Consider the following 14389-nt stretch of genomic DNA (forward strand, 5'->3'; position numbering starts at 1 on the left):
TCTTAACACTCTTGTTATAGTTGGAAGCTATACTTCACCTTTTGCCATATACTCTTCAAAAGAGAGGCGAATATGCGCGCCGACACTACGAAATGGATCAGGTGGTATCCAGCTCGGCACTGAATGGTTAAGGATAAAATCCAGCTCTGGACTTTGTTTGCCGTAGATGTACTCCGCCATATAATGACCTAAATAAGTGCCTTTTGCCACCCCAACACCATTCATGCCAGCAATGACGTATACGTTAGGCTTATGCTCCGTAAAGACAGGTTGATGATTCATCGTGACACAGATCATACCGCCCGATGTATACTCAAATGGTACGTTTGGCAGTTGCGGAAAACGCGCTAAATAAGACTGACGATGCTTAACTTTTACCTTGTCGAGTGATGCTCCAGTGCTAGATAGGGTAGGCTGATAGGTTAAGGTATTGCGGATAAATATTCGCCGATCTGATGTAAATCTCACCGTCGTGCCAGCTGGATGCGCAGAAGTAAGTCCCCAAGGTGCTATATTTTCAGTAGTCTTATTTTCAGCAGCTTTATCTTTAAAACACTGCATTTCGTTCTCATTCAGCGGGCGAGTCAGACTGGCATAGGTGAATATTGGCGTTATTTGATTGGAAGCCACACCAAATTTTTCTGTAAATGCATTTGTGGCTAAGACGATAGTGTCAGCACTGAGTCGCGCTTTTGGGGTTTGGATGACTTTATTGGCCAAGTTTATTTCTTGGACTGGCGTATTCTCGAACAAGGTCACATTAGCGGGTAGCGCACTGGCGACGGAGATTGCTAAGGCTGCTGGATTAACCAATATATTACCCGGTGTATAAACTGCGCGCTTGTAGTAATGCGTACCCAACTTCTTTGCTAGGGCATCACCATTTAGTATCTCGTACGGTTCTCCGATGGCCTCTAACGTTTTTACAAAGTCACTCAAACCAGAGAAGTGCTTTTCCTCATGAGCGGCCAAATACTTACCAGCCTGATGCCAACAAACCTCTAATCCTTGCTGCTCCTGAATACGCTGTAATCGCTGAATAGCAAAGGTATTCAAGTCGCGAGCCTTCGTGTTTGCCTGTGCATCAGGCTCTGTAGGATCTAGATTGTGAGGTATATCAATAATAAATCCTGCATTACGCCCAGACGCACCTTGACCCACTTCTAGCGCATCAACAAGGGCAATGCGCGCCTCTGGACGGAGTTCAGCTAATCGGCCAGCGGTCGCGAGACCTGAGAATCCTGCACCAATGATGATGACGTTAAAGTGCGCGTCTGTCTCAGCATGTTGCACGGGCATAGGACGCGTAAAAGATACAGACTCAAACCAACCAATCTAGGTACGAGCTTAGCTCACAATGATAAGGCGATTCTCAATTCTCAATCATCGGTTTTTCATCTTCGGAGTTTTTCATACTATGCCTTTCAATCATTAAACGCTTTTATCATGATGTTTGCACATTGTTCAGGCGCTTCCATTGGCAGCAGATGCCCATTATCTGACAGTTCAATGATTCGTGCACTAGGGACGAGATTCTGCCAAACTTTACGCACCTCATCGCTGATAAACATAGAAGGTTTGCCAACGATAATAGTGTAAGGCAAACCAATAGTATTAAGGTCTTTTAAGGCATCATTGACAAAAGGGGTATCGAAATAGCTTGCTAATTCTTGCTCAGGAGCGAAAATCAAACTATATTGCCCTTGCTCATTTTGGACAAGACTATTTTTTGCAAAGACATAAAGATTGCCATCATCAATACGCTTAAAAGCACGATGCGCTCGCAGATAGTCATAGTAGGATTCAATGCTTTCCCACTGTGCTTGCTTGGCTTGTGTGCTTGTAAAAGGCTCTTGAGTTATCTTTAAATCGTCAGGTGCCGAGTTCATCATGAGCATCTGCGATTTGGTAAAAGTAACGGGCTCTATCAAATACAGTTGTGAAAATAGCTCTGGACGTTTGGCCGCGGCAATGGCGGTGGCAGTCGCGCCTTGAGAATGTCCAATACCTACAATAGGCTTATCCTGTGTCCTCTCTAAAAAATCAATCAATATATCAGCATCTTGCTCGCGAGTCAGCTTTTTGACGGATGGTAGATCGTACCAATAGCCACGCATGGCAAGACTGTTGATAGTAAATTGCTCACTGAGCTTGGTGAGTAGCGGCAAATAGACACCAGCCGTAAAACCATTGCCGCCATAAAAATGCGCAGGAGATAACGGGGCGTTTTTATCATTATTAACCAAAGCAGATAAGTCATAATAGCGGGCTTTTTTATTACCTAGGGTCATTGCCCGTTCGAATGCTTGCATAGTATTGGCCTTATTATTTGTTAACTATCAAAATTTCATCAATGATCAAAAACATGTTAAGTAAAAAATTTGTCATTATTTTCACTACTGCATATCAAATATCAAACAGGTGGTGGTGGCATGGGCGTATAGTTTGCCATCAGGACCAACAATGCGTCCCTCAGCCGTTGCGGTTTGTCTCCCGACATGGATGATATTAGCCTCAGCACGTACTAGCGGAATGGCTTTGGTCAACGCTCGAATCATATTTACTTTAATCTCGAGTGTGGTATAGCCTTTGCCGGCGGGCAAGGTTGAGTGAATGGCGCAGCCGACAGCAGAGTCAAGGATGGTACAAAACCACCCACCATGTACGCTACCTAGTGGATTGTAATGTTGCTGACCGGGTCGACCTTGAAAGATGGATTTACCGCCTTCTATGTGGATAGGAATAAAATCAAGCGTTTCACCAATCGGTGGTGAGGGCAACTCTCCCGCAAACATGGCATCAAAAAATGATTGGCCACTCATGCTAGCCAGTTGAGCAGGCGAGGTTATCCCTATAGAGCCTAATGTAGCGCGTATACGCACATCATCAGCTTCCCAATTAGCCAGCGTATTATTAATATCTGTTTTCGTAACATCCATTTTACAGTCCTTGTGTATGGGTTGTTTATACATTCTATTTGGTTGGCGCAACTTGTAGACGCCGCGCAGATTTCTTTGCAGAGGAGTAATATAAGATAATATAGTTACTACTAAAAAGATAGTAACTATTAAAAATAACTCTTGAAAATACAGTTACTATGTATATTTACTATTGTACTTTCATTATTTCTAATAGAATTGCTGGCAAGTAGCATAAAATTTGAGGCCATTTATGCCAATATATTCGCGTGAGAATGGCAACTGGTGGTAAGTACGTATCGCTAAAAGAATTCTTTAATACAACAGAGCGTACGGGTGATTCAAAGGCGAGTTAAGCACGATTTTTTTTGCCAAATAACACGAGCACAAGCAATGTCTTATGAAAAAGAGTTGATTTTGCAAAAGAAGGATTGAAAAATCATCAAGAAATGATAACGCTTAAAATCTATAGAAAACGCTTATTTAAATTTTTTCTGAATGGCACGTTTACCAATCTCAACGCCAGTCACTTTGTCAATGACGACAGGTTGGATTTCCTCACTTGTCTCAGAATCTACAAAAATAGCCCTTTTATCATAGTCTGAACAAGGACTGTGAGTAAGACCCCATTCCCTTAACATGAATAGTATCGGTAGTATATCTTGACCTGCCTCCGTTAATAGATACTCTTCGCGCGGCGGCTGTGTCGAGTAGCGGTGTTTTGTCAATACACCTTCTTTGACTAGAGTGGTTAGACGTTTGGTCAACACCGACGGTGCAATGCCTAGACTGTTATGAAATTCATCAAATCGTGTCAGTCCCATATGAGCATCGCGTAAGATCAGTAAGCACCAAGGATCGCCAAACACCGAAAGGTTGTGAGCGATAGGGCAAGCAATAAGGCTGGGGCGATCTAAAGACACTTTAGCCATAAATATCAACGTTAGTTTCTGATTTATAGATGATTATACCTTAAATGGTCATAACTTTAGAGACCGTCTTAATGTGTTTGAATGGCTTATTTTTTCTTAGAATTTTCTTGGTGCTTTGCTACCCAAGTAAATACTATTTGAGCTTCAAAGCATCAATGACGGCTCGTAGCGCAGGTGACACATTGTGATGCGGATAATATAAATGAAAGCCGCTGAAGGTATGACTGAACTCTCTCAATATATGAATAAGCTTGCCGTTTTTTAGCTCATCTTTAATCATATCGATGGGCACATAACCAATGCCCAGTCCTCGTTTTGCGGCATCAATCACTGAGTAATCAGTCGAGAATACCCATTGTCCTTGCGTCTTTAATTTGTAAGGCTGCCCATCAACCATAAAGTCCCAGTGATACATACCGCCACCCATGAATCGATAGCCCAAGCAGTTGTGATCGTTCAACTCTACAGGTGTTTTGGGAAAGCCAAACTCAAGGAAATAATCTGGCGAACCGACCACAGCAATCTCCTCATCATAGTCGATACGCACCGATATCATACCTTCAGTAACCAGACTACCAAAGCGAACCCCTGCATCAAATTGTGTGCTGATAATATCTGACAAAGCAGTATCGCTGATCAACTCGAGTTCAATATCAGGATATAGCTGTTTGAATTTGGCCAGCTTTGGTAACAGCACTTTATCAATAGCATACTGACCAGCACTGATGCGTACCAACCCCGCAGGCGTTTCGCGCAAATACTTGAGTCCATCTAACTTCTCATCTAATAAACTAAAACTCTGCTCAGCGGTCACAAACAACGCTTCGCCTGCATGTGTCAAAGACAAGCTACGTGTGGTTCTCGTGAATAACTGTAGACCTAAGCGCTGCTCTAATAACTTAATAGAGCGGCTCAGTGCGGATTGTGATATCCCAAGTTTGACAGCAGCCTTAGTAAAACTACTCTCTTGAGCAACCAATAAGAAAGCATGCAGCTCATTATAATTCTCTTGTTGTCGCATATTCAGAACCTGAGTGAATAAATAAAAGTTAAAAAATGGGTATTATCACTAGAAACGTAGAAGTATAAGATTATCTCATGACTTTAGAGAATATATTATAAACAATTTTGTCTTGTTTATAACACGGCTATTTCTACTCACACATTATGAATAATCATCAGATAAGTGATGATTTACTATCAAAAAGGACGACCAATGACCTTACCATCAATGATCAAAAAGCTTAGCCTGGGAATACTGCTCAGCTCAACTATACTTGGAGCGAACAATATGGCACAAGCCGCCACATCTACCGTCCCACTCGTACAAAAATGGGATAAAACGTTTGCTAAAAGTGATAGCGTCACACATCAAAAAGTAACATTCAAAAACCGTTATGGCATCACGCTTGCCGCAGATCTTTATATACCAAAATCCTATAACGGCAAAAAGCTAGCAGCATTAGCTGTTGGCGGGCCTTTTGGCGCTGTGAAAGAACAATCATCAGGCTTATATGCGCAAAAGATGGCAGAACAGGGCTTTGTCGCTATAGCTTTTGATCCTTCTTATACGGGTGAAAGCAGCGGTACGCCTAGAAATGTCGCGTCCCCAGATATCAATACGGAAGACTTTAGTGCAGCGATAGATTACTTAGGGTTACGTCCTGAGGTCGATAGAAATCGTATTGGCGCTATTGGTATCTGTGGTTGGGGCGGCATGGGTTTAAATGCCGCTGCGATGGATACGCGAATCAAAGCGGTCGCCACGACCAGTATGTACGATATGAGTCGTGCGATGGGGCATGGGGTAGGTGACGGTGATGATCGCTATGATGCGGGCGATCGTCAAGCAGTATTGAAACATCTCAATCAACAACGCTGGATAGACGCAGAGAAAGGGCAGCCTGCGACGGCCAACCATGATCTCTATGTAGACGATAACGGCAAAGTGACCACGGCAGATCGTATTTTGCCCGAAACGTTAGATAGTAACCCAAACCCTGTACAAAAAGAGTTTTTCGATTACTACCGTACGGATCGGGGTTTTCATAAAAATGCAGTGAACTCAAGCGGCGCATGGACGGCGACGACGCCTTTATCATTCATGAATATGCCACTGCTGAGCTATATTGACGAGATATCTCCGCGTCCTATCTTGATCATTGCTGGCGAGGATGCTCACTCGCTTTATTTTAGTAAAGATGCTTATCAAAAAGCCAAACAACCAAAAGAACTGCTCATTTTACCAAATACGAACCATGTCGATTTATACGACCGCATGGATAAAATCCCTTTTGACAAATTGACAGACTTTTTTAATAAAAACTTGAAATAAAAAAAGAGGGTAGTGAGTTATAAAAACAACCGGCTACGTGATGGCCGGTTTTTCGTTTAGTTTAAAACCCATTTTTTAATAGATTCTCAATACAATATCGAGAGTGTGTATGTTGAACACCAAAGAAAAAGAAAAAAATATAGAACAGCCCGCCTATTGGAGTGGGGTTTTTGCCATGACATTGTGCGTTTTTGCATTAATTGCCTCAGAGTTCATGCCTGTGAGTCTACTCACGCCGATAGCAGTAGATCTCAGCATCAGTGAAGGGATGGTAGGTCAAGGTATTGCCATTTCAGGTGCATTTGCGGTTATCACAAGTTTGACGATCTCTCGTGTGGTAGGCAATATGAATCGTAAAACGCTATTGTTGCTTTTAACTGCCATGATGGCGGTATCAGGCGTCATTGTAGCACTGGCGCAAAATTATATGATTTATATGATTGGAAGGGCACTGATTGGAGTAGTTATCGGTGGATTTTGGTCAATGTCAGCAGCAATGGCGATGCGATTAGTGCCACCCTCAGATGTGCCGCGGGCCATGGCTATTTTTAACAGTGGCAATGCATTAGCAATGGTCATTGCAGCACCTTTAGGAAGTTATCTTGGGTCAATCATTGGTTGGCGCGGTGCCTTTTTTTGTCTAGTTCCTGTGGCTCTATTGGCTCTTATTTGGCAGTGGATCAGTTTACCTGTTATGCAAGTCACTACAGATAAAACTGACAAAGCTACCTCTATCTTAGGATTGCTGCGTAATCCTATCGTCATGATTGGTATGTTGGCCGTTAGTTTGTTTTTTATGGGACAGTTCTCACTTTTTACTTATGTAAGACCATTTTTAGAAACCATCACTCAAGTTAATATCTCTACTTTGTCACTTGTTTTGCTTGGGATTGGCGTGATGGGTTTTATTGGCACGTGTGTGATTACCATTTTCTTAGAGCGGCGTTTTTATACAACTTTGATTGTAATTCCTATTCTTATGGCAGCAATTGCAGCGACGTTGATATTTTTTGGTACATCGACCATGGTTGTGGCAGTGTTACTTGGTCTTTGGGGGTTTTTAGCAACAGCAGCCCCTGTTGGTTGGTGGAGCTGGCTTGCTCGCACATTGCCAGAACAGGCTGAAGTAGGGGGTGGCTTGATGGTCGCTGTGGTGCAACTGGCTATTGCATTAGGTTCGACAGTAGGTGGTATTTTGTTTGATCATAGCGGTTATCAGGCAACGTTTGTATTTAGCGCTGTTATCTTAGTGATTTCCGCGTTCTTAACATCGCGTTTGACCGCGCAGTAATTACTTTAGGGGAGTTTAACAGATGAATATGAGCAACCGCATGATCATTATGATGGCTGTTGGTATCTTGCCAGCATTGAGTGCTTGTGCTGACGATCAAAATGGCACATCAAACTCGTCCATTGTGCATGAAAGTTTGACGCAAAAAACAAGCTCTAATAATACAGAGCAACCGATATCAGAAAAGGAGCAAGTGAATATGTGGATGACAATTAATGGAAATCGTTTTGAAGTGTTGGCTGAAGACAACGCGACTGCGCATGCTTTTTCGGCACAATTACCCTTGACGTTAAATATGGAGGATTTGCACAGTAATGAGAAGCACGCTCAGCTACCAAATGCACTGCCAACGAATGCCAGTCGCGCAAATACTATTAATAATGGTGATGTCATGTTGTATGGCTCATCAACGTTAGTAGTGTTTTATAAGAGTTTCTCTTCATCCTATTCTTATACGCGTATTGGTAGATTGAGTCAGCCTGATAAGTTAGCTGATATACTGGGACAAGGTAATGTGCAAATTAAATTTAGTCGTGAACAACACTGACGTCTGCTAGGTTAGTGCTCCGTATCCCCATAAGAAACACATGATGGGTGATTGTTTTACTAATCAGCGGCTATGGCGATTGAGAATGACATGTAGAATAAACCTTCAGTCTGTGTCATGAACTTATAAGAACATCAATCGAATTTAACTTATGCGTACCTAAATTTAGGTTCACGATTTAAAAGAGTTAATTTTCTATTAAAAACAATGACCTATAGTTAATATAAAAATAATTGGTTCATGAACCTTGGTATGTGACATAGCCTGAGTACAACAACTTTAATTTAAACTATTAGGAGTCTCAACTGAGACACTGAATTACGCTAAAAAATCAAGATGATCGTTCATTCATTCTCCTAGCTTTTTTATTTAAGGGGGTTTTTCATTACAAAATGAGAAAACCAGCCATACTGAAAAAGCAGTAATGTTAGCATGGTTTTTATAGATTTCCTCTTGGTTAAAGTGACTCTATCATCATTGATATCAATAGATTATAGTTCTGATTCTCCAGTAAACACTTAAAGTAATTGTTTGAGTTTTTCATACATGGCAAAACACTTTAAATGCTTCGCTTGTGTACACCATACTTTCTTAACCAGTGACGTTTTAAGCTGATTTTCCTGCTAGTCAAATTTAGTGCCGAACAATATTGAATGACGTTTGAGGCACGAGGGCTTCGCTTTTGATATGAAGATATCTTGTACTTTTTGGAACTGACTGTCTAAAGCAACACCATTTGAACGAATAATATTGCCTATTAAAAATCCTCTGTCATAAATATAGACAATGCCTTTATCTTTGTCCCAATAGCTCACTCCTTCAGGCAATATAGGCGTAGAAAACACGCCATCACTTGACTCTATTAACAAACAACCCTCTATTACAACCAATCGTCCACCGACCCCCATATCTAACTGGGGTTCCTCAGGGTCAAAAGGGTATGTAAATATATCTGCATATGTTGGTGTTAATATATTCGAGGTATCCTCTATTTCAATCTTCAGAATTTTATTCTCACTAGCGGTATGATTCATCGTATTTTTTGAAGGTGTCATACAACCTGATATTAAGATTGCTAAAAATATGATTAAGTATTTTTTAAGCTTATGGCTGTCCTTATACACTGTATTCATCTGAAATATCATCCTTAAATTTATTAGCATATGTTTACTAAATCAGCCTAAACCCTTGTATATAATCAGGACATCATCCGAATTATAAAGAGGTACAACGCCGTGAAAAATCGTAACCAATACGTCTATAAAAAGCCTGCAATTAAATTCAGCGTCGGTACGCTTGCTTTAGGCAGTTTACTGGCAATTGCTGGTTGTAATAATAGTTTGGTTGATACTCAACCGATAAAACAGGTAGCTGAAAAACCTATAGTCAGCAAGACTGAGAACCCTTCAAACCCAAAGACTGATAAGAACTATATCGCTGCTGACGACTCTGCTTCAACGCCTGAAGGTATCAAGCAAGTCGTTAATGCCAACAATCAATTCGCCATTGAGCTATATCAGCAAATAAATAAGCAAGCTAAACAAGCAGAGAACAATGTATTTTTCTCGCCTTACAGCTTGTCTACGGCGATGGCCATGCTTTATGCTGCAGCAGAGGGTGAAACAAAGCAGCAAATCCAAAAGACCTTTCACTATCCAGCACCAGCTATCCTCAATCCCAATAGTGCAGCACTCTACAATCAATTCAATAAGCCTAATCCAAACTATGACTTAAGCACAGTTAATGACTTATGGATGCGTCAAGGCCTAAGTCCCAATCAAACCTATTTGGATACCGTAAAACGCTACTATGGTGGTCAAGTCACCAATCTTGATTTTGCGAGCCGTCCCGAGCCATCACGTCAGACCATCAATAAAACCATCGCTAATTATACCAAGCAGATGATTCCTGAACTACTGCCAGAAGGGAGTATCAAGTCATCTACCGCTGCTGTATTAACCAATGCTGTTTATTTTAAAAGCCAATGGGCACAACCTCTAGGTCTACGAGGTAGTACTCAACCCTTTTATAACCTCAATGGCACAATCACCGATACGAATTTTATGTATAGCATAGAAAACTCTAATTACACGGAAGATGAGCAAGTACAAGTGGTAGAGCTGCCTTATAAAAGCGATGACCTGTCGATGCTGATCATCTTGCCAAAATCAAAAGAAGCCGCTGCTATGCAGGCATTGGTTAAGAATTTAAGTGCCGATCAAATTGGTCAGTGGACTCACAATATGAAAATAAAAGCAGTCGACCTGCAGCTGCCTAAGTTTAAAATGGAACAAGATTATAAAATGGATGGGCTACTGGCTGAAATGGGAATGCCAATCGCTTTTGATAGTCGCGCTGACTTTAGCTTATTCAATGACGAGCAGTCATTAGCGGTAGATTCTATTATTCATAAAGCGGTGGTTGAGGTTGATGAAAAAGGTACGGTGGCAGCCGCTGCTACAAGTATAGTGCCAGTAGTCGTTTCAGCTAGTTATGACGTTGAGTTTAATGCCAATCGTCCATTTATATTTATGATTAAAGACAATAAAACCGATGCGATATTGTTCTTAGGGCAAGTGAATAAGCTATAGCTTAAGGATGCAAGAAATGATGACCATAAAAATGATGCTGATACCCTTAGCAATACTACTGGCTGCTTGCCAAAGTACCTCATTGTCACGACCTGACTTGAGCCGAACCATTAAGGTAGAGCAACACTCAGAGCCGCTAATACATTACCGTACATCAGGTAATGAGAGTTTATTTTATACCTATCCCTTTGAGTTCTCTGACCTTGATAAGATTGATGTTATGGACGAGGTGAACGTACGACTCGCCTATGAGGAGGGCTGTGTCTATCTCCATTATGGGCCGTATAAAACCATTCCTGTTCTACCGAATGGTCAAGCAAGCTGGGATGACAAAAATAAAACGCTCAAATATTTTAATGTCGTTTATGAGGTGGGCGACATCATAGAAAGCGGTGGCTATAAACTTAGGCCGTCAGATCGGGAACGATATGCCAAAGAAGGCTTTGCTAATCAAGCCTCAAGTCGCTGTGATGTCAAAGAGATGATGATGTTATCGGGTTTACCGCGTGGTCAGGCGGCTAGAAAAACTCTATAAAAGTTCTGATAATACTAAGCAACGAGACCAATGAATGAATAATTTAAAATTAAAAAACGGCTTATCATTAACCGCTCTTGGAGTTTTTATAATTCCGATTTTATTTGGTTGTACTAACTTAAAACCTTCTCAAGTAACACCAACACAAGAAAGAACTGCCATTATCAATGAAAGTCCCTCAGATTCTCCAAAACGAGACTCTAATAAACCCCTGTCCGACATATTTAGTTATCTATCTACGGGCGGTCAAATGCCAGGTATCGTAAGTGGCAAATTTATTATTAAAGATAATTGTCTTATGTTGCAAGTCGCCAAAGATAAATATATGACGCCCTTATTTCCTCCGGATGATGTCGTTTATTTAGAAGAGGAAAAAACTATTGTACTGAAAGGCATCAAAATTAAATTGGGTGAGAAGATATTTACTGGGGGCAGAATCACACCAACGACAAATCTTGAGTTTGCGACTCAAGGAGATGCCGCTTGTCTGACCAAAATAGGCATGGCTATCGATGCCGATATAATGGAAGTCTCTGAAGAGATTAAAAGGAAGTTGGATACCTACTAAAAAAATAGGTGAAGAAACTGTTTTCCCTGCTTACATTCAAAATATGAGTTTTCTGCCAAAACCGGAGCACACAGATGAGAAAAGCATTTTTTATTTTAACGGGCCTAGTGATAGTCGGTTGTACGACAACCCCTGTAGCAACCATACCTGAACCAATGGCAGCGATAAAACCTATTCCAGAACTCGTAGAGCCTGAGCAAAAAACCAGTATTTTTTATTACTATGTTGATCCAGTTAATCAGGCTCAAGCTGCCGCAATAGTAAGGGGTAATTTCGTATGGAGAGATCACTGTCTTTATTTAATAGGCAGTGATCGTAAATTTACTACCGCGATGTTCCCCGAATTTCCAAAAGGTATCGTGAAATGGGATGAAGCCACCAAAACACTAAATCTTAATGGTCGGGTTTTTAAAATAGGCGATTATATAAAGACGAATGGCGCGTACTGGCCTTATCACCCTAATACGCCAGGAGGTGCTGAGTTTGAAAAACAGGGCGATAAAAAATGCTTAACGCCCTATGTTGCACTGATAGGCACTTTTTTCGATTAAAAATATTTCTATACCTATATATCTTACCAATATTAAATTCAACGACCTAATAAGCAAAACTATGAAATTACTGAATAGCATGTTCATTTATCCATTTATGATTTCAGGGTTATCTTTCGGGCTGTCTGTATCCGCTATAGCAGCTGATTATATAACAGAAGAGTCAACTGAACAGCTAGAAGACAATTACACTCAGCAACAGCTTGCCAAGCTATATTTAGAGAATTTAGACTTGCCCGAAGATAGTAGGAAACCGTATGAATGGTTTGCCATTCGAGGATATGCTCCTGCTCAATTCATGCTAGGTGTCCAAGCTTATGATCCTGTAAACAAGATCAAATGGTATCAGATAGCTGCTGATAACGGGCATACCTCTGCAATAGCCAATCTTGCCTATATCTATTATGCGGGTAAGTATGGCGTACCTCAGGATTACACCAAGGCTTTTAAATTATATAAAAAATTAGCCGATACTGATGACATGCAGGCTCAGTATCAACTTGCAGAGATGTACTATCATGGTGCAGGTACGCCTCAAAGCTACAGTCAGGCTTTTACCTATTATCAGAAGGCCGCTGATAATAAAAAGATGGAGGCTAAATACACAAAAATGTATGCTGAATATAGCTTAGGGCTTATGTATTATGGCGGTTTAGGTGTCGCCCAAGATTATGAAAAGGCCTTTGATATTTTTGAAAATCTTGTTGCTCAAGGCAATACTAATGCTGAGTATAACTTGGGAGTGATGTATGATCGCGGCTTAGGGGTTATTCAGAATAAGATGAAAGCAAAAGAATGGTTTGAGATAGCGGCTAGTCGGGAGAGTTATACCGGTCTTGGAAAGACACATGCCGAATACCGTCTAGGGAAAATGTACTTTGAGGGAATAGATGTTGTACAAGACTATGATGCAGCCTTAAGCTGGTTCAAAAAAGCGGCGAGTAATAGTTACTTCTTGGGTCGTGGAGAGATGAGTAAAGGGCATTTACTGACACAATATCAGTTGGGTGATATGTATTATAACGGGATTGGCGTCACTCAGGATTATACTCAAGCTTTTAGGTGGTATGAACAAGCGGCCAGAAATAGATATCGTAATACGGTTGATGGGTCATGGAGCAAAGGTAGTGAACGCGCTCAGTATCTTATAGCACTGATGTATTATAAGGGCTTAGGTGTTAATAAAGACAAAGCCATGGCAAAAGAGTGGTTAGAAGTATCTTGCGATAACGATTACCAAGCGAGTTGTGATTATCTTCAGAAACTCTCTAAATAAGGAATTTAGTTTTTAAAGATGATGGGTTTTAGGTTATTGAGATAACATCAGTGTACTCTACCGTATCCCTATTAAGCCGATTAAGCGCTTTTTAACTCAATGCCTAACATCCATTACTAGTCTTGTTAAAGCTATCTCATCTTGCTGGATAGACCATTTTTATCTTATAGTAAATGTATATCGTTCTTTATCGTATGAAGCGGCATAGGGCATTGCATCTCTAGAATAGGTCTTCTTATCCTGATCAGTATAGTCGATAGATATTGAATCTTCATAGCTTGTATATTGGATAGCGTAGCGATAGGATGAGTTGGGCGGCAAATCTCCGATTAAGTCCACTCTCTTGGAGCTGGTATATTTGACGCGTACGTCAGATATGAGATAAGCGCTTTCGTTATTTATGATAATTTTGCCTTTATCCTTCTCAAAATATGAGCAAGATATTAAAAGCATGCTCATCAATCCTATTAGAACATTCTTATTAAAAACCATATTTCTCTCACTTTTACGATTGACTAATACCACTACAAGTTTATTAGAAATCGTGCAAAATCAGTAATGTATCTCTCCGCTAATCACTTTTAGGCATTCTTAAGTTCAGTACAGCACGCTTACCAAACTACACTAAACGATTGTATAGAGATGATACTAGAATGGCATCATCTTAACTCTACATTATTAGTGAAGCAGATATGAAGAATAACCAGTATTGTTATCTTAACCCCAGTTCGGGATAAGGGCTCAAAAAAAAGATAAAAAAAGAAGTCCGAAGTTGCTAAAGTGAGTTTACCAAGACAAACTTCACAACAAGGACTTCTTACATGGACAACCTAACCGAACTATAC

At 40.7% G+C, this 14389-nt stretch carries 14 protein-coding genes; 8 read left to right on the top strand and 6 right to left on the bottom strand.

Going from position 1 to position 14389, the window contains the following annotated elements; translation table 11 throughout:
* Positions 1–27: 27 nt before the first annotated feature.
* From JMX83_RS04555 to JMX83_RS04575, 5 genes are all read right to left on the bottom strand, one after another.
* On the bottom strand, positions 28–1299 hold the full coding sequence (locus JMX83_RS04555) for an NAD(P)/FAD-dependent oxidoreductase (RefSeq protein ID WP_201599359.1): 1272 nt from the start codon (positions 1297–1299) through the stop codon (positions 28–30).
* Positions 1300–1424: 125 nt separating this feature from the next.
* A complete protein-coding gene (locus tag JMX83_RS04560) occupies positions 1425–2312 on the bottom strand; it encodes an alpha/beta fold hydrolase (RefSeq protein WP_201599360.1) in 888 nt (295 codons plus the stop codon).
* Positions 2313–2396: 84 nt separating this feature from the next.
* Positions 2397–2939, bottom strand: coding sequence for a PaaI family thioesterase (locus JMX83_RS04565; RefSeq protein ID WP_201599361.1), 543 nt, complete (start codon positions 2937–2939; stop codon positions 2397–2399).
* Positions 2940–3397: 458 nt separating this feature from the next.
* The gene (locus tag JMX83_RS04570) at positions 3398–3850 is read right to left on the bottom strand and encodes a winged helix-turn-helix transcriptional regulator (protein ID WP_201599362.1); all 453 of its coding nucleotides are present in this window, start codon (positions 3848–3850) and stop codon (positions 3398–3400) included.
* A 133-nt stretch (positions 3851–3983) separates the two neighbouring features.
* Positions 3984–4871 (bottom strand): LysR family transcriptional regulator, encoded by an 888-nt coding sequence (locus tag JMX83_RS04575; RefSeq protein WP_201599363.1) that lies wholly within the window; start codon positions 4869–4871, stop codon positions 3984–3986.
* Between the two features lie 270 nt (positions 4872–5141).
* Between JMX83_RS04575 and JMX83_RS04580 the strand changes: the two genes are divergently transcribed.
* From JMX83_RS04580 to JMX83_RS04590, 3 genes are all read left to right on the top strand, one after another.
* Positions 5142–6185: an alpha/beta hydrolase gene (locus tag JMX83_RS04580; protein ID WP_265089490.1), complete on the top strand. Its 1044-nt coding sequence runs from the start codon at positions 5142–5144 to the stop codon at positions 6183–6185.
* A 109-nt stretch (positions 6186–6294) separates the two neighbouring features.
* On the top strand, positions 6295–7476 hold the full coding sequence (locus JMX83_RS04585) for an MFS transporter (RefSeq protein ID WP_201599365.1): 1182 nt from the start codon (positions 6295–6297) through the stop codon (positions 7474–7476).
* Positions 7477–7498: 22 nt separating this feature from the next.
* Positions 7499–8023, top strand: a complete 525-nt coding sequence (locus tag JMX83_RS04590) for a cyclophilin-like fold protein (protein WP_201599366.1) — start codon at positions 7499–7501, stop codon at positions 8021–8023.
* A gap of 623 nt (positions 8024–8646) precedes the next feature.
* Here JMX83_RS04590 and JMX83_RS04595 read toward each other — a convergent pair.
* Positions 8647–9156, bottom strand: a complete 510-nt coding sequence (locus tag JMX83_RS04595; protein ID WP_201599367.1) for a hypothetical protein — start codon at positions 9154–9156, stop codon at positions 8647–8649.
* 102 nt (positions 9157–9258) lie between these two features.
* On the opposite strand from JMX83_RS04595, the gene JMX83_RS04600 reads away from it, so the two are divergent.
* From JMX83_RS04600 to JMX83_RS04620, 5 genes are all read left to right on the top strand, one after another.
* Positions 9259–10614: a serpin family protein gene (locus tag JMX83_RS04600; RefSeq protein WP_201599368.1), complete on the top strand. Its 1356-nt coding sequence runs from the start codon at positions 9259–9261 to the stop codon at positions 10612–10614.
* 16 nt (positions 10615–10630) lie between these two features.
* Complete coding sequence (locus tag JMX83_RS04605; RefSeq protein ID WP_201599369.1) at positions 10631–11149, top strand: hypothetical protein; 519 nt, start codon at positions 10631–10633, stop codon at positions 11147–11149.
* A 34-nt stretch (positions 11150–11183) separates the two neighbouring features.
* Entirely contained in the window at positions 11184–11717 is a 534-nt protein-coding gene (locus JMX83_RS04610) for a hypothetical protein (RefSeq protein WP_201599370.1), read from the top strand.
* Between the two features lie 74 nt (positions 11718–11791).
* Positions 11792–12268, top strand: a complete 477-nt coding sequence (locus JMX83_RS04615; protein ID WP_201599371.1) for a hypothetical protein — start codon at positions 11792–11794, stop codon at positions 12266–12268.
* Positions 12269–12329: 61 nt separating this feature from the next.
* Positions 12330–13544, top strand: a complete 1215-nt coding sequence (locus tag JMX83_RS04620; RefSeq protein ID WP_201510201.1) for an SEL1-like repeat protein — start codon at positions 12330–12332, stop codon at positions 13542–13544.
* Positions 13545–14389 lie beyond the last annotated feature (845 nt).

The organism is Psychrobacter piscatorii (assembly GCF_904846415.1).
Lineage (GTDB): Bacteria > Pseudomonadota > Gammaproteobacteria > Pseudomonadales > Moraxellaceae > Psychrobacter > Psychrobacter piscatorii.

Coding starts and splice junctions, on each gene's coding strand:
- JMX83_RS04555 (WP_201599359.1), bottom strand. CDS start 1,299: ATGCCCGTGCAACATGCTGAGACAGACGCGCACTTTAACGTCATCATC.
- JMX83_RS04560 (WP_201599360.1), bottom strand. CDS start 2,312: ATGCAAGCATTCGAACGGGCAATGACCCTAGGTAATAAAAAAGCCCGC.
- JMX83_RS04565 (WP_201599361.1), bottom strand. CDS start 2,939: ATGGATGTTACGAAAACAGATATTAATAATACGCTGGCTAATTGGGAA.
- JMX83_RS04570 (WP_201599362.1), bottom strand. CDS start 3,850: ATGGCTAAAGTGTCTTTAGATCGCCCCAGCCTTATTGCTTGCCCTATC.
- JMX83_RS04575 (WP_201599363.1), bottom strand. CDS start 4,871: ATGCGACAACAAGAGAATTATAATGAGCTGCATGCTTTCTTATTGGTT.
- JMX83_RS04580 (WP_265089490.1), top strand. CDS start 5,142: ATGGCACAAGCCGCCACATCTACCGTCCCACTCGTACAAAAATGGGAT.
- JMX83_RS04585 (WP_201599365.1), top strand. CDS start 6,295: ATGTTGAACACCAAAGAAAAAGAAAAAAATATAGAACAGCCCGCCTAT.
- JMX83_RS04590 (WP_201599366.1), top strand. CDS start 7,499: ATGAATATGAGCAACCGCATGATCATTATGATGGCTGTTGGTATCTTG.
- JMX83_RS04595 (WP_201599367.1), bottom strand. CDS start 9,156: ATGAATACAGTGTATAAGGACAGCCATAAGCTTAAAAAATACTTAATC.
- JMX83_RS04605 (WP_201599369.1), top strand. CDS start 10,631: ATGATGACCATAAAAATGATGCTGATACCCTTAGCAATACTACTGGCT.
- JMX83_RS04610 (WP_201599370.1), top strand. CDS start 11,184: ATGAATAATTTAAAATTAAAAAACGGCTTATCATTAACCGCTCTTGGA.
- JMX83_RS04615 (WP_201599371.1), top strand. CDS start 11,792: ATGAGAAAAGCATTTTTTATTTTAACGGGCCTAGTGATAGTCGGTTGT.
- JMX83_RS04620 (WP_201510201.1), top strand. CDS start 12,330: ATGAAATTACTGAATAGCATGTTCATTTATCCATTTATGATTTCAGGG.